The sequence below is a fragment of the Phycisphaerae bacterium genome (genome assembly GCA_024102815.1).
Classification (GTDB): domain Bacteria; phylum Planctomycetota; class Phycisphaerae; order UBA1845; family UBA1845; genus JAGFJJ01.
The window spans coordinates 1-23870 of the sequence record JAGFJJ010000056.1; the positions used below are offsets into that span (position 1 = coordinate 1).

Sequence of the window (23870 nt, forward strand, 5' to 3'; positions counted from 1 at the left end):
CCCTGGCCGAGGAAGTCATCGACTCCCTCGACCAAGCCGGCAAGAGCCAGAGTCTGCTGCACTCGTTCTTCCATCACGCGAAACTCAGACTGTGAGACATTTATTTGTCGAATCAAAGATCAATAAGTATCCAATACATGCCGGCCCGAGCAGTGTTACGAGAATAGGCGATAGATGATGAACCGCCAACGATTAGTCCGGTGAAAAGTGATACTGAACACGACTCTTGTGTCATTCGAAGGAGGCCAGGATCAGTTTCCCCGTGGCATGTCACTGCGAACGTCTGCCCCCAGACCCGCTCTGGGCACCGTCGCCTGCTCAATTTCTTTTGGGGTGCGCGTGGCCCCTTCAAGAGAGTTCTTGTCAAGATAGTGCTGCATTCGCACCAATCGCGACGATGGTCAGGATTCTGATTGCAATCCTGAGAAGTCCGAGATACCGTATCGTGCGAAGCCGGATTCAAGGGTTACACAATTCCGCTTGCCTCATTTCGGCTCTTTGAGCTAGGCAATGTACATGTCAATCGCGTACCGCGTCGTCGTCGGGATTTGTCCGGGTAGGTATCCTCCAGCTCCTCGCGAACATGCCCAAGAAATAACCACTTGGTGGATACCGCTACCCGTAGCATCGTCAACACGCAGCGATCGGGACCGGTCTTTGTCCTCGCGCGGAAAGCGTGTAAAGGGAATGTTGTGCAGGCACGTTGCGAAAGGAATTCCAAACGATGAGACTCGATCGTGAATTCAGGGGCCCCATCCAGAAAACGGACGGTATCGGCTTCGGTTCCTTTCGCGGAGGACGAACATTACCATGTCCTACTGCCCGAGCGGCGACCGGAGCCAGGCTCACAGGGTTGATCATGGCCTGCGCGATCGTTGCAGTCACTTCGTCCAACGCTTTCTCTCAGTGTAGCGTCATTGAACTTGATGCATTCGACCCATCGTCTTTCCAAAGCGCGACTGACGTGTCGATTTCAGGCTCGTACGCCGTTCTCGGGTACGAGAACGCCGAAGTCGGTATGCCAGGTACTTCCGGCGCCGTCTACGTCTACAGACGAAACGACAACGCGACCATGAACCCGCACGACGACACCTGGGACGAAGTCGCTGTAGTCCTCCCGACGCCCGGTGTACTGAAGTTCGGCTCTCGCGTCGCGGTGTCCGGAGATTTCGTCGCCATCGTATCCGGCAATAGCGCCGAAACTGTCGGCGTGTATCGGAGGAATGACAACGGAACACCGCAGGACTTCATGGACGATTCCTGGCCGCTCATGCAGCAATTGAGCCTATCGCCGTCCTCGTCCGCCCGGACCGTGGCAGCCTCCGGCAATCGCCTTGCCGTGGGTGCCCCGACTGTCAACAGCACAACGGGGGCGGTTCACGTTTTTCGACTGGATGAGAATAGCACGCCTGGCGATCCGAGTGACGATTCATGGGTTCAGGAAGCACTGATCACCGCATCAGATGGGGCGGCAGGCGACAGGTTCGGCTTCAAGATCGCAATGCAGACAGACGCCTTGATAGTAGGCTCCGCGGCCGTAAACCCGATTGATGATTCTGCCTACATCTTTCGACGCTCGGGTCAAACGTGGAGCGAGGAGGCCGTTCTATTTACCACACCTCCCAATCCGACCGAGAGTCTGTTCTGGGGCTCCGTGGCCATCGCTGGCGACCTGGTGGCGGTAGGCCTTGCCACAATTACGGACCCCGCCTCGGGCGGGGTCTATCTCTTTCGCAAGGATGGCGCCGCCTGGGTCCAGACGGCGCGCCTGCTTCCCGAGGGCGGCGTGCCGAGCAATTTCGGCGGCAGTGTCGCCGTTGCCCTGACCGATGCTCGCGTAGTGGTGGGGGCAGGCGAGAGCAGTGTGGGGCTGGGCTCCGGGGCTGTGTACTTTTTCGACCGAAATACGAACGGCACCCCAAACGACCCGAGCGATGATTCCTGGAAGCAGGCCGGTGTTTTCAACGAACCTGACCCGCAGGAATCGAACGGCCTGAACCTCGGATACGACGTTGCTGCCTGTGGCAACTGGTGCGTCCTGGGAACTCTCCGAAAGAGGGGCTACGCAATTCCCCTCTACTCCAGCATTTGGACGGTACAGCAGCAGATTGCTCCTGTCGGGCTGGTCGCAGGCGATCGATTCGGAACAACGATTGATGTCGAAGACAATTGGCTTGTTGCCAGCGATTCCAGTAACGGAGCCGGTGAGATCGTCCACGTGTACCGGCGGGACAATCAGGGCACGCCATCCAATCTGGACGACGACACGTGGTCTCCTGTCACCGATTTGACGCCCGACGGCACCGGTCAACAATTCGGCGCCAGCGTCTCCGTCCATGCGGACTGGATATTTGTCGGCGCACCCAGTCGTGGCTCGCTCGCGGGAGCCGTCTATGTATACCGGCGGGATGACAACGGAACCCCTTCTGATCTAAGTGACGACGATTGGTCGGCACATGATCTGATTCAAGGGGGAGGAAGTGTCTTCAACCTGGGAACGGATATTGACACGGATGGAATCCGCATGGCCGCCTCGGCGCCATGGTCGCTCGGATCCCTGTTGGTTTTTGCGCGAGACGATAATAACACGGCGAACCTCGACGATGACGTTTGGTTCTTGGAGGCATCGGTTCCCTCTCCCTTTGCGAGAGAAATCGTATTACAAGACCCGTTCCTGTTTGCGGGCGATACCAACGATGCCGAAGCCGGAACAAACGCGGGGGCGGTGTTCGTGTATCGACGCGATGGAACGAGCTGGTCGCAGCACGCCAAGCTCTTGCCCTCAGACAGTGGCGTGTTCTTTGGGCAGTCTCTCGCGGCGTCGCAGAACTGGATTGCGGTTCGAAGAAACCTGTACTACACCTACCTGTTCCAGAAGGACGACAACGGTTCACCAGCCGACCCGAGCGACGACTCCTGGAATGAAACACAGCGAGTTGGCGAAGGAGCCGGGCCTTTGACGCCCACGGTTAACAGCCTCGCAATAACCGAAGACTGGCTGTTCGCTGGCCTGCCGGACAACGTTACTGATGGCGTCGACAGAAAGGGACTGGTGGGTGGCTATCGGCGTAACGGTAACACATGGGAGCCGAGCTTGATCATCTATCCGAAATCGCCGATTCCCCCGCACGCCGGAGTAGCGCAGGCATTCGGGCAATCCGTGTCGGTTGGCGGCGAGTGGCTGGCCATCGGTGCTCCCGGGGAAGATGGGGTCGCAACCGACACCGGCGCGGCCTACGTGGTCTTGCGGCACAGTCTTGACAGTGACTCGGACGGAATACGCGATGGCTGCGACCTGTGTCCGGATTCACCCGACGGCAATGACGCCGATGGAGACTCGGTTCCTGATGATTGCGACATCTGCGCGGCTGGCGACGACTGCTTGGACGGTGACGGCGATGGGCTGCCGGATGCCTGCGACAATTGCCCGGTGGATGCCAACGCAAGCCAGGCAAACGCAGATTCGGACTCGTTTGGCGATGCTTGTGACAATTGTCCGCTCACGTCAAACCCCGGCCAGGAAGATGCGGATTCGGACAACGTTGGGGATGCTTGTGACAATTGCCCTGATGATTCGAATTTCGACCAAACCAACAGCGATACTGACGATCTTGGTGATGTGTGTGACAACTGCCCCGCGGTCTCGAATCCGTCGCAGACCGATACCGATAGCGACACCCTGGGTGACGCCTGCGACAACTGTCCGCTCGTGAGCAATATCGGGCAAGCAAACGGGGATGGGGATACGCTGGGGGATGCCTGCGACAATTGCCCCTCGGACACGAATGAGGGACAAGAAGACGTGGACGCCGACCTGCTGGGCGATCTTTGCGACAACTGTTCGACAGTCGCCAACGCTGACCAAACAGACGCTGACTCAAATGGTGTCGGGGATGCCTGCGAGCCTCCGGGAGAAGAGCAGCCCACGCCCGTGGCAAAAAACCGGTACCTGACATTTGTGCCGCGCAACGTGGACACGGTAGTCGCGTTTGGGGTCACTTTGACGGACCCCGGCCCGTCAACTGTTGGCTGGGTGGATGTTCCCGATTCGAATGGAATCGCCCGTCTTTCCTCTGCGCCGGCTTTTCGTGTTTGGGCTGGAAGCAATGTCCACGTGGCCGACTGTGCGATCGTGCCAGACGCCAACTACGAGATCCGCGCGACGACCGACGGCATTACGTTTACGTCGGCGCTGATCGCCAGCACGACGCCGCAACCTGGCGGCGGACGCTTCTGGGGCGACATTGTAGGCACGTTTGCGGATGGGGCTTGGACGCCTCCGAACGGCATTGTCAACGGCTTTGACATCACCGCAGCGCTGAAGAAGTTCACGCAGGATCCCAGCGCGCCGCATATCTCGTGGGTGGACGTCAATCCGCAGGTTCCGGACAAGACCTGCAACGGCCCGGACATCCTGCAGATCGTCAACGCGTTCAGCTTGAAGCCGTATCCATTCGCGGCACCGCAGGATTGCCCGTAGGCTGCTGCAAAAAAAGGGCGAATCACTAATGCGCACGAGGTTGGAAGCGTCGCGTTCGCCCAAGCAACCATAACATCGAAAAAATCTCCCTTGCGCGCGACTTTTCGTTTCGAGGACGGTCTTGTTCCCTCTAGTTGGCGGGTCGTAGCGAAATCCGCCGACCCAGGGGTTAAGAAACGTCGCCGGCGCGGGGACGTGCCGGCGTTTTCGTTTCTATCGCCGGTTCTGGCAAGGGTTTACGGATCGCCCCGCATCGCGCACCGAGATGAGAAACGCCGTTGCGCGACCTTGGCGAGGGCGCCTTGCTGGGCATGTAGCTCGCGTCTCGCCGAGAGTCTCGGAGTCTCTCGCCAGCGCCGACCCACGGGTTATGGCAACATGTTCCGTTCCCCCGACCGAACGAAACCTGCCTCGGAAATCCACCCTCCCGCTGGGCGGCTTTTGGGGTATGAGCTTTCGAGGAGCGCGACTTGCGTGCCGCACGTCTAAACTACCGGACCACTGGTGCCCCGATTCCGAGCATCATCAGCGCTTGCGGCGACCTGTGGGGCGCGAACCCGAAAACTGGTTACTTCTTCTTTAGGTTCAAACGCAACGTGCCACACGAGCATCGCAAGTCCGTGGGATTTACTCGCGGAGAGACCGAAAGCCACGATTGGCACTTAGCGCAACGGAACTGATTGAGAAGCCGCTTGAACGCACTAACGACCGGCTTGAAATCCTCTCTCGATAGGTCCGCCCACTCGTTGTAGTGGACCGCCTTATTGATTATCCACTCCTCTCCGCTTTTCTCTGCCAGAATCTCACTGCGAGCCCTGAGCATTTCTTCAACCTTCGCAGTCTGGTCGGCATTGCTCCAGGACTTCGCTGCCTTGACCGCGTCCTTAAGAAGCTCACCCTGTTTCCCGAGCACGGCACTCAGAAGCACGCCCATGTCGTAGTTGCCATCGCCTCTGAATGTGACCGGTGCCGCCAATTCATCTGCCAAGTCAGCGGCGACGTACTCTAAGTGCCGACGTAAACGAGCCGCCGCGGTCGGGACCTCGTTCTTCGCCAGGTCTTCATCGATCTGTTCCCACACCTCCGCGACCTCATCGAGAACCGGTCCTGTATCTACGGTCCAAGTGTGAAAGGCGATCGCTGACTTGGCCGAGATCAACCCCTCCGTTCGCATCTGCCGCGTCCACACTTGATCATGCGTGGTTACGACAAACTGGGTGTGAGGAAATTGCGTCTTGAGGAGTTTGCAGAACTGCTTCCGATGCTGAGAATCGACCGACATCACCACATCGTCCAGCACGGCGAACGAAAACCGATCACCCAGGACCCGCTTCATGAGGGCGAGATAAAGGCACACACCCATCCCATCCTGATGACCCTCGCTATGATATGCACCAGGTGGGAACATCCCCTTTCTGTGGAAGTCCACGAGCAGTCCCAGCTTACCATCGGCGGGTTCAAACTTGGCAGTAAACTCACCCTCGTCGTCATGATTGAGAAACTGGTAGTACTTGCTGAAGTCCCACTCCACCTCCTTGTAGAGTCCAGTCAGGGCTGATTCTGCGACTTGGCAGTAGGTCTTATACACCGCCTTGCCACGAGCCGACGCCATGCGCTTGCGCTCCTCGTCACGCCGTGAAACCTGCCAGTTTTTCAATCGCTCCTGTGCCACAACCAAGAAGTCACGAGCGTTGCCCCGTGCGTCCTTGTCCGGACGGGCCTGCACGCGGCTCGCCAGCGATTCCACATCACTCCTGAGGCCGGCCGGAGGGCTAGCCCAGCCGCGTTCCAAGCGATCCTTCAGCGCGATGAGACCCTCCACGGACGTAAGATTTTCGGTCAGGGTCCGAAGTGCGCCGACCCACTGTCCCATGTTCGTCCGTAGTGCCTCGTCGACTTCCGCCAGCTTCGCTACAGTCTCGGCAATCGTCTGGAGGCTCATTGCCGCCGCAGCGATCGCCCGACCGTTCTGGAGCAGTGAAGTTTCAATCTGTTTCGCTTCTCTCGACCTGTCCAGCGTTTTCTGCACATGAGCACGAAGGGCCTCTACGTCCCAAGGCGTGTCGCACAGCGGGCATTGCGGCCCATCGATCAATTCGAGCCCCGTCTGAAGGAATGCGGCACGCCGAATCAGTGGAAGGAGGCCGGGATCCTTCTCAATCTGCTCAACGGCACCGAGCACTGCGTCCACTTGCTCCTGCGTTGCACTCTCAGACCCCGCGGTCATCGCGTCAGACAGAGCTTTGACATCACGAAGTGCGGATTCCTTCGAGCTTGCGCTCTTTTCGGCGTCTGCGCTCTTTTCGAGCCCCTCAGATACGGAAGTATCCCTTGTCAGCTCATTGATCTCGGCTAGTCCGAGCACTTTGCGACGCTGGTTCACGGCGGAAAGCAGATCCTCGGCTTTCAGTTCCGCCAAGTCCAAGTGACGCTTAAGGCTCTCTCTCGCCGCTTCTGCCTGCTGCTTCGCTGTCGAATGGGCTGTTTCAAGCTTGTTCTGAGTCGTCTTGAGTGTCGCTCGTGTTTGATCGATGTCGTCGAGCTTGAGCAGCGTCTGAACGTCCCGCGAGCGTTGGGTTGCTTCGGTGAGAATGAACTTGATGATCTCGCGACGTGACAGGGTAACTTCGGGGTGTTCGGAAAGTTCAGCGAACACCGCTTTCACGTCGGCGTCGCCGGGCGTGATGGTCGGCTTCCTCGGTTGCTTGATCTTGCGCGTGATGCTCGCGCTTTTGTCCAGGTGCGGAATGTACACTTCAAGGCACACGAACGAGGCGTCAGGGTAGTCGCGCTTCTCTACGTGGGGTCCATGATCGGCAAGCTTCAAATCTCCCGTGCCCGCGCCTTTGAGCCGGCCAATTTCGCCCGTCAACGCAAACTGAATCGCATCTACGACACCGCTTTTCCCCGAACCATTCGGGCCGGAGATGACAAAGTTCCCCTTATTCAACGCGAGCGTGAGGTTGCGAATCCCTCGTAGCTCCTCGATATGGATGGACTCGATCTTGATCACGGGACCTCATCCTGCGGGTCAGACGAAATGGCATCGACGAGCGAAGCTGCCTTCGGCTTCTTATCTGCTTCGAAGATCGCTCGCAGCGATTGGACGCGTTCAGCGTCGAATTCCGGAAGTTCGGCAAGCTGCTTGAAGAAGTCGATGAGGATGTCTTCCTGAATGCTGCTCATCTAGCCCTCCTCTCGGCTATTGCCATCGATGCATCACCTCACGTAGGGCAAAATCACGCAGTGCGGTCGTCGATGCTGGCTTGCCATGTCGCGTTCGGGCGATGTGGAACTGGTCAACGCCGTCGTCGGCGATGTGCCGTACACGGAGATACTCACCGTTTGCCGGGCAGTCCAATCGTGCCCACGACCTATCCGCGCCTCTCCATCATAACCCTGTGGTCGGCTCACCGCACGCTGCCTGCTCCTGGCGGGGGCGGACCCGTGGAAGTCCGGCTGGCGGCAGGAGGGGCTGAGTAGCATTCGAGCCAGAGCAAACTCCTTGGTCATGGATTTCCGTACGACTCGCGCGCGAACTGCAAAGGCAATGGGTACGTGGCGGCGCGTTCGCATCGTGCGATCGTGCTCGTCCGCGCGGAGCCCGTTATGCCCAAGCAGCGCGCGGACGAACATCTCTGCCCCCCGCCAGTCGTCGGTGCGAGGTCGCATCTATCCTCGCCAAGGACGTTGTTCGGTGGCACCGGACGACCAGGACCACGGACTATCCCGACACTCAAGGAATCCTGCTCGACCGCGGGTTTTGATTTGGACCTTCCACCAGTAGCCGAAACGGCGTTATGGATGTTCGAACGAACGACTCTCGACTTGGGGTCCGCACTAGCAGGCTGTCCGACGCAATTCGGCATGTGTCCCATCATCAGGCGCTGCCCGAGAGTTGCTGCCAGGGTTACATTCGGGGAGGTTGGTGGGTTTTCTCGAAAGAGAGTGCCCCCTACGTTGACACCCGCGACGGGAAGCGGCCTCACCGCATCGTCGCCCTAACCCGTCGCCCGTAAAGGGTTACGGCGCTTTCGCCACCTCCCGCCGCGCTCTCGGTTCGTAGCCACGACGTTCGAGATTTGATCGCAACCCGCCGGGTTGCGCTCGTCGTCCGCTGGAGAGCGTCTTGAACTCTCGCGCTCTCGCGTTAATGTCGCCCTTTAGTTAACAGGAAGAATTTGATCGGGATATCGGTATCGAACTGGGAGAAGCCCATGAGTCCAGGCAAGAAACTCCTTGCGGCCTCGATCGCCTTGGTGGGCTGCTGTGCCCTCCTCCTTTACATCGCTCGCCAGTGGGAATCGGGCAGTCAGATACCACCACCAACCGACCAACCTGTTGTGCGGATTGGCTACCTCCCGATATACGTCGATCTGCCGTTGTTCGTCGCGGCCCAGCGGAACCTGTTCGCCAAACACGGTGTTCGTGCTGAGCTGCATCGGTTTGCAGCCAGTGCAGAGATAGGCGACGCGCTTCTGACCGGAGACGTACAGTTTGGCGCGTCGATAGCATATTCCGTTGTGCTTGCCAACGAGAGTCGCGATCCCCACCGGCTCAAAGTTTTTATGATCGACGCGGAAACAAAGGACAATTACCTGTCTTCGATCGTGGTTCCCGCAACATCACCAATCAAACGAATCGCCGATCTGCAAGGGCGGACAGTAGTTTCCTTCCCCGGCAAGACGGCGGTCGGATTCTTCAAGCGCGTGTTGCGGGCCAACGGAATTGAACCAAGTACCGTCACCATCCAAGAACTTCCCATCACGAGCCATCTGGACGCTCTCGAATCCGGTGGAGCGGACGCGATCTTCACCTACGAACCAACGGGCACGCAGGCCGTAATCGACAAGGGCGCGACCAAGCTCGCTCCCGGTGCCGTGGAGACGTATGTCATTGACCCATGGCAGGCGGGTGTCTGGGTTGTAAAGAAGGATTGGGCCGAACAAAACCAGGAAGTCACACGTGCTGTCGTCGCCGCTATCTACGAGGCGCTAGACTACATGCGCGCCAATCCACGAGATGCCAAGGTCGCACTCTCTGGATACACGACCATTCGGCCGGATGTTGCGCTCAGGACGCCCAACATCCCGTTCACCAAGCTCTCTGAGGCAAACTACGAGGCATTTCAGCGTCACGCGGACATGCTCTTGGAAGACGGAGTTATTTCCCGAAAACTCGACTCGAAGACTCTGTTGGCGCCCAGCGAATGGCTCCCAAAGTAGCTCCTAGTTTGATCCACGTAGCACTGGAAGCAGCAGCGTCTCATGCTGCGAACGGACGCACGCCCGACTCGTCGGCGCGCTTGTTCTCCGATGTTACAATAAGCGCATGCAGCGGGTCTAGCTTGGTCCTCCTTGGACCGAACGGCTGTGGCAAGACGAGCGTTGCCCGGGCTTTCTTGGGCTTGGCCCCACTCTCGTCCGGGCGGCGCACAGCCCAACCAAGAATTCGCTTCGCCTACATGCCTCAAGACTACCGCAACGCGTGCTTTCCGTGGCTATCTGTTCGGGACAATATCGCATTGCGCCTTCGGTGTTCCTTCCAGGGCAAGCATGTGAACGCTGGCGCGAACTCGATTATCGATGACGAGATGGCTGCGTTGTGTCGCCGCTTAGATATCCAAGTCGATTTGAACAAGTACCCGTATGAACTATCTGGTGGTGAGCTTCAGTTGCTGTTATTTTTGGCAACGATGGTAATGCCCGGTGATCTCCGCGTATTTGATGAGCCGTTCTCCGCTCTTGACTTCAGACGACGTGTGGTTGCCTCGAAGATGATGTCGGAGAGATTCGCGAGTAGACCCAGCGAGGCGTGGATCGTAATTACTCACGACCTCACCGAAGGCGTGCAGTTGGCCGATGAAGTCGCAGTCTTTAGCACGAATCGTACCATCACAGAGCGGATCAAGGTGGAGATGCCTTGGCCTCGTGACATCGGCGATTCAAGTGACGCGGCGGCTATCACAGCGGTTCAAGCGGTCAGGAAGGCGGTTGGCATTGCGTAGGGGATTGGCGTGGCTGATCACTGTGGCCGTCATCGCGGCGACGTGGGAAGTCGTCGTGCGGGCGAAGCTTGTGAGCCCCGCCATGCTTGCAGCACCGAGTGAAATTGCGATGCGCTGTGACGCATTGCTTCGGCCCACAGCGCACCTCGGGGACGTGGTCTCGACACTTGCATACGCCCTGAGCGCGTTCACTCTCAGCGTGCCGATCGGCATCACCGCAGGGATAGCGATCGGCAATCGTGGGCATGCGTCTGAGCCATTGGCCTTTATTCTAGATTTCTTGCGCTCGATACCTGCAACGGCGCTCGTACCGGTCTTCTTTCTCATGGCTGGTGCGGGAGCCGGTACAAAGCTAGCGGCAGGATGCTTCAGTTCGAGCTTGGTAGTAGCGCTTGCGACCCTTCACGGAATGCGGTCTATACCGAGTACACGGTGTGAAACTGCGGATCTCTTGGGCATTGAGGGCCTTCGTCGTATTTGGCTGGTCACGTTACCGTCCGCTGCACGAGAGATCTTCCTCGGCTGCCGCGCGGGTGTATCGCTGGCACTGATCCTCGTTGTCGTGGCTGAGATGCTAATAGGAGGAAATCAAGGGCTTGGACGCGTCATTTTCGACATGAGATACACCGACGACAAGCCGCTGATGTACGCTGCGATCCTCACAACCGGCGTGATGGGCTATTGTCTGAACGCGGTTGTTGGGCGGTTCGAACGCATTGTCGTTCACTGGAGGCAATAGGGATGAACGGCGCACCATGGGTAGCAATGTGTATCGGTGCGGGCTGCATTGTCATCGGCGTTGTCGGCTACAACTGGCTTTACTGGCGAGCGCGCGGCGACTTGCAGGGGTTTACCTTCAGAGAGACGATTGCTCAGCTGGCTTCGCATTTGCCAGACGATAGCAGCTCCGCTTGGCCACACATTATTTGTGGTGTGGTTCTGACGCTTGGCATATCGTTGGTCGGTGGTTTTGCACTCGAGGGGTTTTCAGCGCAATTCGATGACAGGGTGCCAACTGGCACTGGCGCGACTCTTGCCGGCGTGATTTTTGGTGCCGAAATTGGAATGATTTCCTTCTGGACGCTCTGGCAAACAAAACGAATCGAACGAGGCCAAGGAGTCATGGTGCATGGGTTTCCCGCGCTCGTCACCGCGATGAGTAGGGAAATGAAAACACTGTGGGAAGAATTGGAGCGGTCGGATTGGACTCCGCAGGCGCACCATCGATTCTTGCTTGTCACGACAAACCCATGGTTTGGGATGCTATCAAACCCAAACGCTGCATGGACGCAGGAATTCAGGGAAGGGCTGGAACGCCTGGCACACGCAGTAAGAACTTGTGAAGAAAAGAAGGCGGTTAGGCGTTTCGTCTTCGGAATATTGATGGGGGACGCCGCGCGACTGAAAGAATTTCACGGCCTTTATCACAGCGATCTCAATGGTGATGCAAGAGAAAAGGCAGTCGAGGAGGCGACTAAAAAGCTGAACGAGTTTGTTGCGATTCTGAAACAGTACGGTGCGAATGATAACCAGATTCGTGCCAAGGCGTCTGTGCCGGCGATTCAGTTTGCCATAATTGGCAATGTCGTCTTTGAGTTTATTCTTGATACCGTTGGAGGTGCGACCGAGGTACATCGGGCGCGAATGCTGCGTGAGCGAGTTCTGTGTGAGCGATTTGTGCAGACTTATAGCGTTCTCGAATCCCTCCCGTAGACTTGATTGCAGGCTGCTCGACCAGCAGATACACGGCTCGTCTTGGTGTGAGTAGTGCCACAGCGCAGACCGCGGTCATTGGGTGCAGCGTTGGCACCGCGTGCGTTTCGTTATCGCACATCGCAGGAAAACACTTCGAATCTGTCGGCGGTAAGTAGTGAAGGAGGACGCTGTTAACGCGCGGCGTCGCCGAGATCACTACCGCCGGACAACTCACCGGCCGCAATGCGGAGGTCGTTGTGGGCGAACGCTCGAGGAGCGCCCATGCAACGCAACGACCCCGCAAACATGTCCATCGATGACCGCATCGACGAGGTAGCCACCATCCTGGCCGCCGGGTTCCTGCGGTTGAAGCGCCGGACCGGTTGTCTCCCGCCCGACATCTCCGAACCGCCGGGCTCCGCGACATTCGAGAGCGCCGGAAGTTCGAAAATCCCGGCGGATTGGCCTTGCCATCTTTCGGAAACCTCGCCCTCCTGTGCCTCCGCGTTAACGGTCAGAGACCGTGGACTTGGAGGTCAGCATGGTTGAGAAACTGAACGTCGCCCGCGAGGTGGCCGCTCTGAGGCGGATGACCGTCAAGGGACTGCGCGGCCGGTACGCCGAGGTTTTCGGCGAGGCGACGCGGTCGGGCAACAAGGACTGGCTGTGGAAGCGGATCGCCTGGCGGATGCAGGCGAACGCCGAAGGCGGCCTGTCGGAACGCGCCCGTCGCCGCGCGGAGGAATTGGCCGACAACACGGACCTCCGCGTCCGCCGGCCTCCGGACAAGCCAGCACCGTCGCCGGGCTCGACTACGACCAAGGCGAAGGTCGAATTCGGCGACCGGGCCGGCGCGTTGATGCCCGGCACGATTCTGACCCGACCGTACAAGGGGCGAATGATCACCGTCGTGGTGCTCGATGATGGCTTCGAGTGCGACGGCGACGTTTACCGCAGCCTCTCGGCCGTGGCGAAAGCCGTGACCGGCTCGCACTGGAACGGCAACTACTTCTTCGGCGTGAAAGGACGGCGGGGCGGATGAAGCGGAAGACCGAGGAGAAACGTTCCCCGGCGGTGCGCTGCGCGATCTACACGCGCAAGAGCACCGAGGAGGGCCTGGAGCAGGAATTCAACTCGCTCGACGCCCAGCGCGAGAGCGCCGAGGCGTACGTCGCCAGCCAGAAGCACGAGGGGTGGATCTTTCTGCCCGATCGGTACGACGACGGCGGGTTCACCGGCGGCAACATGGACCGCCCGGCGCTTCAGCGCCTGCTTCGTGACATCGAGGACGGCAAGGTCGACTGCATCGTCGTCTACAAGGTGGACCGTCTCAGTCGCAGCCTGATCGACTTCTCCAAGATCATGGACGTCCTGGAGCGGCACAGCGTGTCGTTCGTCTCCGTCACGCAGCAGTTCAACACCGGCACCTCGATGGGCCGGTTGATGCTGAATGTACTGCTCTCCTTCGCGCAGTTCGAGCGGGAGATCATCTCCGAGCGGACGCGCGACAAAATTGCAGCCGCCCGTCGCAAGGGTAAGTGGGTCGGCGGCCGGCCGATCCTCGGCTTCGATCTGGCGTCGAACGGCAGCGGTGGGCGGGTGGTCGTCAACGAGGACGAGGCGACGCAGGTACGGCAGATCTTCGAGACTTATCTACGTCAGCGGTCACTGATCTCGACGCTGCGCGATGTGGATCGGCGCGGGATTCGGGCCAAGGAGTGGACGACGAGAAGGGGCGAGACGTGCGGTGGCAAACGGTTCACCAAGGAGTCGCTTTACCGGCTGCTGACCAACATCGCCTACATCGGGAAGGTGCGCTACCACGATCAGGTCTACGAAGGCGAGCATCCCGCCATCGTGAGCGAGACGCTTTGGCACCGCGTGCAGGACGTCCTGCGCCACAACGGCCGCAACGGCGGGACTGGGTCGTATTCCACCCGCAACAAATATGGAGCACTTCTCAAGGGCCTTCTCCGGTGCGGGCCGTGCGGTTGCGGCATGATGCACACGTACACCAGCAAGGCCAACCGGCGCTATCGCTACTACGTCTGCGTCAACGCCCAGAAGCGCGGCCGGGAAAACTGCCCGACCAAGTCGGTGCCCGCGGCCGAGATCGAACGGTTCGTCGTCGACCGGATCAAGGCGATCGGCAAGGACGACGAGGTTCTGGCCCGGACGCTGGAACAGGCCCGGAAGCAGAACCAGGACGGCCTGGAGGAGCTCCAGGCCGAACGTCGGCGGCTTGAACGTGAGTTGGCCAAGCACGGTGCGGAGGTCCGCAAGTTGATCGACCACGTCGGCGCACCCGGGGAGTCGCCCGCGGCGGCGCGGCTTGCGGACATGCAGGGGCGCATCCGCGCGACCGAGCAACGGGCGACGGAGGTCCGCGAACAGATCGTCGCCGTCAACTCGCGGGTCGTGGATGAGAACGAACTTGCCCGGGCGCTGTCGATGTTCGACCCCGTTTGGGACTCGCTTTCGCCGAGCGAGCAGGCCCGCGTACTCCACCTGTTGGCGGAGCGCATCACCTACGACGGCGGAGAAGGCACGTTGGCGATCACGTTTCGGCCGACGGGCATCAAGGCGCTAACCGAAGAATGGGAGGCGGTGGCATGTTGACCGTCGAGTGCAAGGTCCACTTCGCCGTGGGCCGCAGATCGCGGAAACAAATCAGAGCGGGCGACCCTGCCCCCGCCACCGAGGCGTCGGTAGAGCCAGGCCGCGTCCCGCGCGTCGCCCGTCTGATGGCCCTGGCGATCCGACTGGAACGCCTTCTAAAAGACGGCGTCGCCCGCGATTACGCCGATCTGGCTCGTCTAGGTGGAGTCACCCGCGCCCGGCTGACCCAGATCATGAACCTCACCCTCCTGGCCCCGGATATTCAGGAAGCGGTCCTTTTCCTCCCTCGCACGCTCCGTGGTCGCGACCCGATCTCTGAGCCCCACCTGCGCGCCCTGACCGCCGTCCCCGACTGGCGGCGGCAACAGCGAATGTGGAAACACATGGCGACGCCCACGGCCGGGTCTTGAAAATCCTGTGCCTGAACCTAACATAAACCAAAATGTCGCTCAACCGCTGGCCCACGAAGGGAGGCTATGAGGATATGCCGGAAACCAAGCAAGTGAAATGGGCCGCAGATTTCGCGGCGCAACTGAGGGATTTGCCTGGGGATTGGGACGATCGGCGCGGGAAGGAGTTCGACTTGCTCCCGTCCGACGACAGGGCAAGGATCTGCCGAAGACGAAACGACTGCCTGATCAGCGTCGGCAGCTTGCTACTGTGGGCGATCCTGGACCACGGATGGCTCAGCGAAATCCGATTCGCACCATTGCGGAAACATGCAGAGACGGCCCGCGAATTCGAGAGAAAGAGGCCATATGAGATCGCTGCGCTCATCTTTCTGGAGTCCTTCACGCGCTGGTGCGCCGACAACACCGACCGGCTTCCACCGGAGGTGCCGGCGCTCAGGCCGCTCAAGTGCCAGAATCTGAACTTCTTTCCCGAAAACGTAGTCGCGAAGGACTTTGAACTGCTCTGCAACGCGATTGCAGTTTTCATCGAATCCACCGTGGAACCGCAGCCGGAGCAAGAAGCGCAGCCCGGCAAGCAACCGCCTGACTTCAATTGGGCCAAGCAGAGCGAGTTGGTACGCGCTGCAGATAAAGTTCTCGGGGAAGGAACGCTCAATAAGGGGGTTCTTTCGCGGGCGTGCACCGATCGTCACATCGAAACCAACGGAGAGGCGGGTCGCGCTGCACGGGTTCAGGTGGAGAGCTTCATTCGTTGGGTGGGCCGCCAACACGAGCTGGACAATGAGGAATTGGCCCAGATCAGGAACGCCGTGATCGGTGAGATCATTTCGCGACGGTCGTAGCGCAACTTGGACTATCAGGTTGCGCTCATCGTGCTTTCCCCCTCGGATTTCCGCCAGGCAGCCCTGCAGCCGTTGATCGGCCGCTGCGGCCAGAACTTTTTTGGTTGCGCTTTGGTTGCGCCCCGAAAACCACCTCGATATTCGGCTCCATGATGGCGGTCGCCGACGCGTCCGCAATGTTCCCGTTTCATGGAGTCAATTGGTATGACCAAGAAACAGTTGTCCGGGCCCAATCGGTGGCTGGTCGAACAGGGGCAGCTCATCAACTACGGGAGGCTCACGTTTCACGTGCGAGGCGGCCAGCCCGATCTGCACCGCCCGTGCTCGAAGCTGATCACACTCAAGCTGTCAGGCGGTGCCAACGGACCCCGGCCGGAGGCCGCCCATGAGGACTTCGAACTGCGCCACGAGCAGGTCGCACTGATCGAGCAGTTGAAGGTCCTGCCCGACGGAACCCGCGTGCGGGTCAAGTTTGCGCACGGACTGCCCGGTTCGTCGTTCGACATCCTCGAGGAACAACAGGCAGCGTAGAGGCTTAACTCAGACATCAGGCAACCAACCGGCCACATCGTGGAGGCGTTGCGGACGTCGCGTGAACCGCGATTTCGCAACGCCTTTTCGTTTGCCTGCAGCCCGCGGCCCTCCCGCTGACGCCCGCGCGAACTCCCCGGCCAGGGAGATCGCATTGTATCCCACTGAAACTGTCGATTACATCTTGAAGCGAACCAAATACAAAGCGCTGGAAGTCGTCCGAAGGATCCCGGCACTCGATGTCGAGGACTTTCAGCATGACCTGATCGAGGACGTCCTCCGCCGCCTCCCCAAGTACAACGCAGACCGCGCCGGGGTACGGACATTTATCTGCCGCATTATCGACAACAAGGTCGCGGACCTGTTGAAGGCCCGCGATGCGAAGCGGCGCGGCAATGGCCATGTTCATGAGTCGCTCGACGACTGGGTCCATGACGAAACCGGCGCATGGTCCCGCCGCAAAACGACGATCGATGCATCCCGCCTTCGGGCCCATCGCGGCGCGGCGCCCCGGTCGAACCTGGACCGCCGCGACCTCGAAATGGACGTCGCCGCCACCGTGGCGGTCCTCCCCGCCGAGACGCACGGTCTCTGCGCGATGCTGTCCGCACGCTCGCCGACGGACGTCTCGCGGATGACGCGGCCATCCCGAACGACGATCTACAGGGAGATCGCCGCGCTGAGGCCTGTCTTCGCCGAGGCCAATCTCCACCTCTATGTGCCGGGCATTCACCGCCGCGCGGACACTCCTGCGCCGGCAGCGGTACATAGTGTAGGAAAGACGGCGTCTCGAAAGGACCAAGCATGTTGAAGAGCATCCTTCCCGTCGGGCGTAAGAACGGATCGAACACTGCGGTGTTGAAAGCCCTGTCGTACCTCGTCCAGGAATCCGAGGCGGAGTACCGGGCGCAGGCCGAGTCGCACCTGACCGGCGAGGATCTAAGCGCGTTTCGCAGGAATCCCTGCCTCTACGACAAACGGAAATTCCGCCTCGCTGCAAATCAGGAGTCGCCGCCCTCCGTTGTCGACCGTGCGGCGCACGTCCTGATCCTGCAACGCCGCGACCGCTTCGAGGAGGCGTTTGCGATCAGCGGAGCGCTTGACGACCCCTTGGACGACGTCACAGGGCAGGCGGGCGTACCGCCGCGAACCGTACTCGACGCTGATGAGGCGGCGCTGATCGACGAGCTCGCTGCATCCGTATGGTCGCACCGCCTGGCCATCGAGCTGCTGTCCAGGGGCATGGTCAACGGCGTCATCCGCACGACTCACAAGGCGATGGCTGCGCAGGCCTGGCTGGACTGGATGCACCCCATCCGCGGACTGGTGGAGCTCAAGCTCTGCGACCATCTCGAGTGGTTCCCCGACGAAGCCCGCGCCTTTGGGTATCTGCATGAGCTGGCCTTCGCGCGGGTCCTCATCCTGGCGGCTTGCGGGATCGCCGTGCCCGGTTCGTTCATCGCCGTCGAGAAACGGCAGCCACATCGTACCGGCGTGTTCACCGTCAGCGAGAAGGTGCTGGGCGAGGCGCAGCGCGAGAACGAGGAGGCGCTGGAACGGCTCGCGCAATGTCGGGCCACGGACTGCTGGCCGACGGGATATGAGGAGCAGCGGACCATCGACCGCCTGTAGTCGCCAGGAACCCTTTTGAAGGAGAACGGCAATATGCCACTACCATCGGTCGTATTGACTGGCGCTAGCCTGCGGGCGCCCAAGGGCATCGTCTACGGCCCACCGGGCGTGGGAAAGACGACCTTCGGCGCCGACACGCACAAGCCGATCATCGTGGACTGTGAGAACGGATGTGCGCACGTGCGATGCGATCGCACCCCCTACCTGACCGAATGGCCTTCCATCCAGCAGTGGATCGAGGCGCTGGCCGCCGGGGACCACGACTACGGAACCGTCGTCGTCGACTCGGTGGACTGGCTGCTGCGCCGCGTGGAGGAGCACGTCGCCGGCGTCGACGGCAGCCCGGCGGGCATGAAGCAGACGCTCAACCGCTCCCATGGGGGCTACGGCAACGGCAAGCAGGTGCTCCGCAATTACGTCTACCAGCACCTGCTGCCTACGCTGGATCGCATGGTCAACGCCGGTATCGCCGTGGTGCTCCTGGCCCACGCCACGCGCCGGGACATCACCACGATCGACGGTCTTACCTTCGAGAAATCCGCCCCGGAAATCCACCCCGACCTGGCCAACACCATGATCGAATGGTCCGACTTCGTCGGCGTCGCACGCCTGGTCGGCCAGGATCGGGAATTGGTGCTGTCGGAGACCAACCAGCTGCTGGCCAAGAACCGTTACGGCATCGAAACCCCCCTGCCGCTCTCGTGGCAGGCGTTCCTCAGCGCGATCTCATCCCAACAGCAGGAGAACTGACCCATGGCGAACCTCAACGGATTTGATGCGAGCACCGTGGAACCGGCGGCGGGATTCGATCCCATTCCCGTCGGCAAGTACCTGGCGATGATCACCGAAAGCAGCATGAAGCCCACCAAGTCCGGCGTCGGCAACTACCTGGAGATCACGTTCCAGGTGATCGACGGTGAGCACAAAGGTCGGCTGCTCTGGGCGCGGCTCAATCTCGACAACCCCAGCGCTACGGCGGTGAAGATCGCCCGCGCGGAACTGTCGGCCATCTGCCGGGCAGTGGGCGTGATGGCCCCGAAAGACAGTGTCGAGCTCCACAACGTGCCACTGGTGATCACCGTCGCCCACAAGAAACGCGCCGACACCGGCGAGATCACCAACGTGATCAAGGGCTACACGAGGAAGGACGCGCCCGGTGCCAGACCTGCGGCACCGGCAGCGAATGGGAAACCCCCATGGCAGCGGTAGCGCAGACCTTTCAACTGCCCTACCCGCCGTCGGTCAATCACTACTGGCGGCGGGTCGGGCGGCGGACGCTGATCAGCCGCGCGGGTAGGCGCTATCGCCAGACCGTCTTGACCATCCTCGCCCTGATGCGCGTCACGCTCATGGAGGGCGACGTCGCTGTCCGCATGACGGTGTATCCGCCCGACCGGCGGAAGAGGGATCTGGATAATTTAACCAAAGCGGTCTTCGACGCCCTCCAGTACGGCGGTGCCTATCTGGACGACAGCCAGATCGCCCGGTTTGAGGTGGAGCGGGCCAGGGTCGTGCGCGGCGGCAAGATCATCGTGGAGATCACGGAGAGACCCTAGTTGGAACTGCGTCCCTACCAGCTTCAGGCTGTCGAGGCGGTCTACGACCACCTCCGCACGCGGGATGACAATCCCTGCGTGGTGATTCCCACGGCGGGGGGAAAGACGCCGGTCATGGCCGCGATCTGTCGCGACGCCGTGCAGAAGTGGAGCGGCCGCGTGCTGATCCTGGCCCACGTGAGGGAGCTGCTCGAGCAGGCCGCCGAGAAGCTGCACCTCGTCGCGCCGGATCTGCCGGTGGGCGTCTACTCGGCCGGCCTGAAACGGCGCGACCTCGGCTACGCCGTGACCATCGCGGGCATCCAGAGCGTGTATGAACGCGCCTGCGACCTCGGTCATTTGGATCTGGTGTTCGTCGACGAGGCGCACCTCATCCCGCCCGACGGCGAGGGCATGTACCGCGCCTTCCTGACCGACGCCAAGGTCATCAGCCCGAACCTTCGCGTCATTGGCATGACCGCCACGCCCTTCCGCATGAAGAGCGGCACGATCTGCGGCCCGGGCAATATCCTCAATGCCGTCTGCTACGAGATCGGCGTGCGCGAGCTGATCGTCCAGGGCTACCTCTGCCCCCTGCGTACCAAGGCCGGCGCGCTCAAGCCCGACACCGAGAGGCTGCACGTCCGCGGCGGCGAGTACATCGCCGGCGAGGTCGAGGACCTGATGGATGACGAGACGCTGGTCCACTCGGCCTGCCGGGAGATGGTCGAGCAGACCCAGGATCGATGCTCGGTGCTGATCTTCGCTTCGGGCGTACGCCACGGGCAGCACGTCTGTGATGAACTCTCCCGCGGGCACGGCGCCGAATGCGGCTTCGTCGCCGGCGACACGCCCGCAAAACAGCGCGACGAGCTGCTCGGACGCTTCCGCGCCGGCGACCTGAAATTCCTCTGCAACGTCAACGTGCTGACCACCGGGTTCGACGCCACGAATATCGACTGCGTGGCCCTGCTGCGGCCCACGCTATCGCCGGGCCTCTACTACCAGATGGTCGGCCGGGGATTCCGACTCCATCCGGGCAAGACCGATTGCCTGGTCCTGGACTTCGGCGGCAACGTCCTGCGCCACGGGCCCGTGGATCAACTTGGCGTCGATCGCGACCGCCGAAGCAGCACCGGCGCCGCGCCGGCCAAGGAGTGTCCGCAGTGCCAGGCGGTCATCGCCGCGGGCTACGCGACCTGCCCCGAGTGCGGGCATGCGTTCCCACCGCCCCAGCGCGAGAAGCACGAGGCCACGGCCAGCAGCGCGGGGATCCTCTCCGATCAGACGGCGCCCACGGAATACGTGGTGACCGACGTCTACTTCGCCGTGCACAGCAAGCGCGATGCCCCGCCCGATGCGCCGCGGAGCATGCGCGTCGATTACCGCATCGCCCTCAACGAGTTCGTCAGCGAGTGGATCTGCTTCGAGCATGGCGGCTACGCGCGGGCCAAGGCCGAGCAATGGTGGAGACGGCGGTCGAACGATCCCGTGCCCAGTACCGCTGAGGAGGCCGCCGAGCTGGCCCGGGCCGGCGCGTTGGCCCCGACGCTGGCCGTGGTCGTCGAACGGCCCGCGGGTCAGCGCTTCGATCGCGTCGTCGGCTATCGGCTGGGCGAGAAGCCCCCGCGGCTGGATACAGATGAAGGACTGCCAGCGTATGTAGCACAGTATACCGAGGATGAGATTCCCTTCTGATGGTGGACGTCCGCACAGACTCGACGATTCGACGACACCTCGAGCTGCTGGCCGAGCCCGGCGGGGTCTTCGAGATCCGCGCCCCGGGCTGCCGGGAGCATCGTGGCGGTCGTTACGCGTTCACCGCTTCGGGTTACTTCACCGCGGACGGAATGGATGCCGCGGTGGCCGCCGTCGCCGAACTGGACCGGTCGGCGATCGCCCCGGGCATCTACGTGACGCTCAATCCCGTGGACACCGCCCTCCTGGCCCGGGCGACGAATCGCATCAAGGCCCGCGCCCGTGAGACCACCCAGGACAAGGACATCCTCGGCCGACGCTGGCTGCTCGTGGACGTTGATCCCGTCCGACCGACCGGGGTGAGCGCCACCGATGCGGAGCTGGCCCTGGCCCAGGAGCGCTCCGCCGTTATCACCGAACACCTGACGTCCGCGGGGTGGCCGTCGCCTGTCGTCGCCATGTCGGGCAACGGATACCACCTGCTCTACCGCGTGGACTTGCCCGCCGACGAGCGGGGTCTGGTCAAGGCGGTTCTCGCGGCGCTGGCCGACCGGTTCAGTGACGGCGCCGTCGCCGTCGACCGCGCCGTGCACAACCCCGCGCGGATCGTCAAGGTCATCGGCACGGTCTCGCGCAAGGGCGACGACCTGCGCGGCATTGACGGGCTCGAGGATCGACCCCATCGGCGGTCCTTCTTCCTCGAAGTGCCACCGGAAATCGCCCCCGTGCCCGAAAAGCTCCTCCAAGCCGTAGCCGGGGCCAAGGGCGGCGCCGAAGACGCGACACGGGCCAACGTCGCGGCCCCCGTGGCCAAGGGGAACGGGCGGTTCGACGGCACGCCGGAGGGCGTGCGGAGCTGGCTGGAAGGTCACGGCGTGGACGTCAAGGGCATGCGCCGCAACGGCGACAAGACGCTGCTGCTCCTGGCGCGCTGCCCGATCAATCCGGAGATCGTCTCCACCGGCGGGTCAGACATCGCCGTTCTGGTCGGCGACGACGGCAAGCTGGCTTATTGCAACAAGCACAGCCGCGGCGAGCGGTACACCTGGCAGGATTTGCGGCGGACCCTTGATCCAGACCACGTCCCGACCATGACGGAGCACCCGGACGTCGACCTGTCGGCCTTCGGTGTATCCCAGCCCGATCCCATTGGAAACCATCGGCCTTACGATCCGGGGCCGCTCCCCGTCGAGTTACTCCGCATACCTGGCTTCGTCAGCGAGGTCATGGACCATTGTCTGGCGACCGCTCCCTACCCCAATACGGTCATGGCCTTCTGCGGAGCGCTGGCCCTCCAGGCCTTCCTCGCCGGACGGCGCGTCCGCGACGCGGGTGACAACCGCACGAACATCTACCTGCTCGGCCTGGCCCATTCGGCGGCGGGCAAGGACTGGCCGCGGAAGATCAACACCCAGATTGTCTTCGAGGTGGGCCTGACCGAGTGCCTGGGCGAGCGCTTCGCCTCCGGGGAGGGTGTCCAGGACGCCCTGTTCGTCAATCCGTGCATGCTGTTCCAGACCGACGAGATTGACGGCATGCTCCAGTCGATCAACAAGGCCAAGGACGCCCGGCACGAGAACGTCATGAGCACCCTGCTGACGCTCTACTCCGCGGCGAACAGTGTATTCCCCATGCGCCGCAAGGCGGGGAAACAGCAACCCGGGGTCATCGACCAGCCCAACCTGGTCATCCTTGGCACGGCCATTCCCAATCACTACTACGAAGCCCTGTCCGAGCGGATGCTCACCAACGGCTTCTTCGCCCGCATGATCATTCTCGAATCGGGTCCGCGCAGCGAAGGCCAGGAGCCGCGGATCGCCGAGATCCCGGATCGCGTCTTGGAAACGGCCCGCTGTTGGAGCGAGTTCCGTCCGGGTTCGGGCAATCTCCAGAGATGGCATCCCGTGCCGCTGGTTGTTGATGCCACCGACGAAGCCACGGAGCTGCTCGTGGCCACGCGCCGCGAGGCCGAGGCGGAATATGCCCGGGCCGAAGCCGCGGGCGATCCCGTGGGCACCACCGTCTGGGGCCGCGCCGGTGAGCAGGTGCGCAAGCTGGCCCTGCTGCACGCCGTCAGCGAGAACCACCGCGCCCCGAGCATCTCCGCCGACGCCGCCCGCTGGGCGTCGCGGTTCGTGCTGCACCAGACACGACGCATGCTGTTCATGGCCGCCGGACACGTGGCGGAGAACCCCTTCCACGGCGAGTGTCTCAAACTCCTGCGGAAGCTGCGGGAGGCGCCGGAGGGTCAGATGGCGCGCAACAAGCTCATGCGCGCCATGCGCTGCAAGCTGGCGGACTTCGACCAAATCGTCGGCACGCTGCTTACGCAGGGTGACATCGTGCCCGTGGAGATCCCCAGCAAGACCAAGCATGCCCAGGGGTACCGACTGCCATGACGTCCATTCGAATCCGTCA

19 protein-coding genes are annotated in these 23870 nt (G+C 61.5%); 17 read left to right on the forward strand and 2 right to left on the reverse strand.

Annotated features, from left to right (window positions below; all coding sequences use genetic code 11):
- Positions 1-1018 precede the first annotated feature (1018 nt).
- Positions 1019-4480 (forward strand): thrombospondin type 3 repeat-containing protein, encoded by a 3462-nt coding sequence (locus J5J06_13735; GenBank protein MCO6438150.1) that lies wholly within the window; start codon positions 1019-1021, stop codon positions 4478-4480.
- A gap of 568 nt (positions 4481-5048) precedes the next feature.
- Here J5J06_13735 and J5J06_13740 read toward each other — a convergent pair.
- Both J5J06_13740 and J5J06_13745 read right to left on the reverse strand, forming a co-directional pair.
- On the reverse strand, positions 5049-7493 hold the full coding sequence (locus J5J06_13740; GenBank protein MCO6438151.1) for an AAA family ATPase: 2445 nt from the start codon (positions 7491-7493) through the stop codon (positions 5049-5051).
- The gene (locus J5J06_13745; protein ID MCO6438152.1) at positions 7490-7666 is read right to left on the reverse strand and encodes a hypothetical protein; all 177 of its coding nucleotides are present in this window, start codon (positions 7664-7666) and stop codon (positions 7490-7492) included. The genes J5J06_13740 and J5J06_13745 overlap by 4 nt, the downstream gene beginning before the upstream one ends.
- Before the next feature lie 1031 nt (positions 7667-8697).
- Between J5J06_13745 and J5J06_13750 the strand changes: the two genes are divergently transcribed.
- The 16 genes from J5J06_13750 (at position 8698) to J5J06_13825 (ending at position 23851) form a co-directional block, all read left to right on the forward strand.
- Complete coding sequence (locus tag J5J06_13750) at positions 8698-9705, forward strand: ABC transporter substrate-binding protein (GenBank protein ID MCO6438153.1); 1008 nt, start codon at positions 8698-8700, stop codon at positions 9703-9705.
- Between the two features lie 122 nt (positions 9706-9827).
- Positions 9828-10487 (forward strand): ATP-binding cassette domain-containing protein, encoded by a 660-nt coding sequence (locus J5J06_13755; GenBank protein MCO6438154.1) that lies wholly within the window; start codon positions 9828-9830, stop codon positions 10485-10487.
- A 4-nt stretch (positions 10488-10491) separates the two neighbouring features.
- Complete coding sequence (locus J5J06_13760; GenBank protein ID MCO6438155.1) at positions 10492-11226, forward strand: ABC transporter permease subunit; 735 nt, start codon at positions 10492-10494, stop codon at positions 11224-11226.
- Between the two features lie 2 nt (positions 11227-11228).
- Positions 11229-12200 (forward strand): hypothetical protein, encoded by a 972-nt coding sequence (locus J5J06_13765; GenBank protein ID MCO6438156.1) that lies wholly within the window; start codon positions 11229-11231, stop codon positions 12198-12200.
- Positions 12201-12723: 523 nt separating this feature from the next.
- Positions 12724-13224, forward strand: coding sequence for a DUF2924 domain-containing protein (locus J5J06_13770; GenBank protein MCO6438157.1), 501 nt, complete (start codon positions 12724-12726; stop codon positions 13222-13224).
- Positions 13221-14801, forward strand: coding sequence for a recombinase family protein (locus tag J5J06_13775; GenBank protein ID MCO6438158.1), 1581 nt, complete (start codon positions 13221-13223; stop codon positions 14799-14801). Before J5J06_13770 ends, J5J06_13775 begins: the two co-directional genes overlap by 4 nt.
- Complete coding sequence (locus J5J06_13780) at positions 14795-15211, forward strand: hypothetical protein (GenBank protein ID MCO6438159.1); 417 nt, start codon at positions 14795-14797, stop codon at positions 15209-15211. The genes J5J06_13775 and J5J06_13780 overlap by 7 nt, the downstream gene beginning before the upstream one ends.
- 74 nt (positions 15212-15285) lie before the next feature.
- The gene (locus J5J06_13785) at positions 15286-16056 is read left to right on the forward strand and encodes a hypothetical protein (protein ID MCO6438160.1); all 771 of its coding nucleotides are present in this window, start codon (positions 15286-15288) and stop codon (positions 16054-16056) included.
- A gap of 204 nt (positions 16057-16260) precedes the next feature.
- Positions 16261-16587, forward strand: a complete 327-nt coding sequence (locus tag J5J06_13790) for a hypothetical protein (GenBank protein MCO6438161.1) — start codon at positions 16261-16263, stop codon at positions 16585-16587.
- Between the two features lie 184 nt (positions 16588-16771).
- Complete coding sequence (locus J5J06_13795; GenBank protein ID MCO6438162.1) at positions 16772-17398, forward strand: hypothetical protein; 627 nt, start codon at positions 16772-16774, stop codon at positions 17396-17398.
- Positions 17392-18219 carry a PD-(D/E)XK nuclease-like domain-containing protein gene (locus J5J06_13800; protein ID MCO6438163.1) on the forward strand — a complete coding sequence of 276 codons (828 nt, stop codon included), beginning with the start codon at positions 17392-17394 and terminating at the stop codon, positions 18217-18219. The genes J5J06_13795 and J5J06_13800 overlap by 7 nt, the downstream gene beginning before the upstream one ends.
- 33 nt (positions 18220-18252) lie before the next feature.
- Positions 18253-18969, forward strand: a complete 717-nt coding sequence (locus tag J5J06_13805) for an ATP-binding protein (protein MCO6438164.1) — start codon at positions 18253-18255, stop codon at positions 18967-18969.
- Between the two features lie 3 nt (positions 18970-18972).
- Positions 18973-19428, forward strand: coding sequence for a DUF669 domain-containing protein (locus J5J06_13810; GenBank protein MCO6438165.1), 456 nt, complete (start codon positions 18973-18975; stop codon positions 19426-19428).
- Complete coding sequence (locus J5J06_13815) at positions 19416-19775, forward strand: RusA family crossover junction endodeoxyribonuclease (protein ID MCO6438166.1); 360 nt, start codon at positions 19416-19418, stop codon at positions 19773-19775. The genes J5J06_13810 and J5J06_13815 overlap by 13 nt, the downstream gene beginning before the upstream one ends.
- Entirely contained in the window at positions 19776-21452 is a 1677-nt protein-coding gene (locus tag J5J06_13820) for a DEAD/DEAH box helicase family protein (GenBank protein ID MCO6438167.1), read from the forward strand.
- Complete coding sequence (locus J5J06_13825; GenBank protein ID MCO6438168.1) at positions 21452-23851, forward strand: DUF3987 domain-containing protein; 2400 nt, start codon at positions 21452-21454, stop codon at positions 23849-23851. The genes J5J06_13820 and J5J06_13825 overlap by 1 nt, the downstream gene beginning before the upstream one ends.
- The last annotated feature ends 19 nt before the right edge of the window (positions 23852-23870 follow it).

Excerpts from the sequence above, each read along its gene's own strand:
- J5J06_13735 (MCO6438150.1), top strand. The coding sequence starts at position 1,019 with ATGCCAGGTACTTCCGGCGCCGTCTACGTCTACAGACGAAACGACAAC.
- J5J06_13745 (MCO6438152.1), bottom strand. The coding sequence starts at position 7,666 with ATGAGCAGCATTCAGGAAGACATCCTCATCGACTTCTTCAAGCAGCTT.
- J5J06_13750 (MCO6438153.1), top strand. The coding sequence starts at position 8,698 with ATGAGTCCAGGCAAGAAACTCCTTGCGGCCTCGATCGCCTTGGTGGGC.
- J5J06_13765 (MCO6438156.1), top strand. The coding sequence starts at position 11,229 with ATGAACGGCGCACCATGGGTAGCAATGTGTATCGGTGCGGGCTGCATT.
- J5J06_13770 (MCO6438157.1), top strand. The coding sequence starts at position 12,724 with ATGGTTGAGAAACTGAACGTCGCCCGCGAGGTGGCCGCTCTGAGGCGG.
- J5J06_13775 (MCO6438158.1), top strand. The coding sequence starts at position 13,221 with ATGAAGCGGAAGACCGAGGAGAAACGTTCCCCGGCGGTGCGCTGCGCG.
- J5J06_13780 (MCO6438159.1), top strand. The coding sequence starts at position 14,795 with ATGTTGACCGTCGAGTGCAAGGTCCACTTCGCCGTGGGCCGCAGATCG.
- J5J06_13785 (MCO6438160.1), top strand. The coding sequence starts at position 15,286 with ATGCCGGAAACCAAGCAAGTGAAATGGGCCGCAGATTTCGCGGCGCAA.
- J5J06_13790 (MCO6438161.1), top strand. The coding sequence starts at position 16,261 with ATGACCAAGAAACAGTTGTCCGGGCCCAATCGGTGGCTGGTCGAACAG.
- J5J06_13800 (MCO6438163.1), top strand. The coding sequence starts at position 17,392 with ATGTTGAAGAGCATCCTTCCCGTCGGGCGTAAGAACGGATCGAACACT.
- J5J06_13805 (MCO6438164.1), top strand. The coding sequence starts at position 18,253 with ATGCCACTACCATCGGTCGTATTGACTGGCGCTAGCCTGCGGGCGCCC.
- J5J06_13810 (MCO6438165.1), top strand. The coding sequence starts at position 18,973 with ATGGCGAACCTCAACGGATTTGATGCGAGCACCGTGGAACCGGCGGCG.
- J5J06_13815 (MCO6438166.1), top strand. The coding sequence starts at position 19,416 with ATGGCAGCGGTAGCGCAGACCTTTCAACTGCCCTACCCGCCGTCGGTC.
- J5J06_13825 (MCO6438168.1), top strand. The coding sequence starts at position 21,452 with ATGGTGGACGTCCGCACAGACTCGACGATTCGACGACACCTCGAGCTG.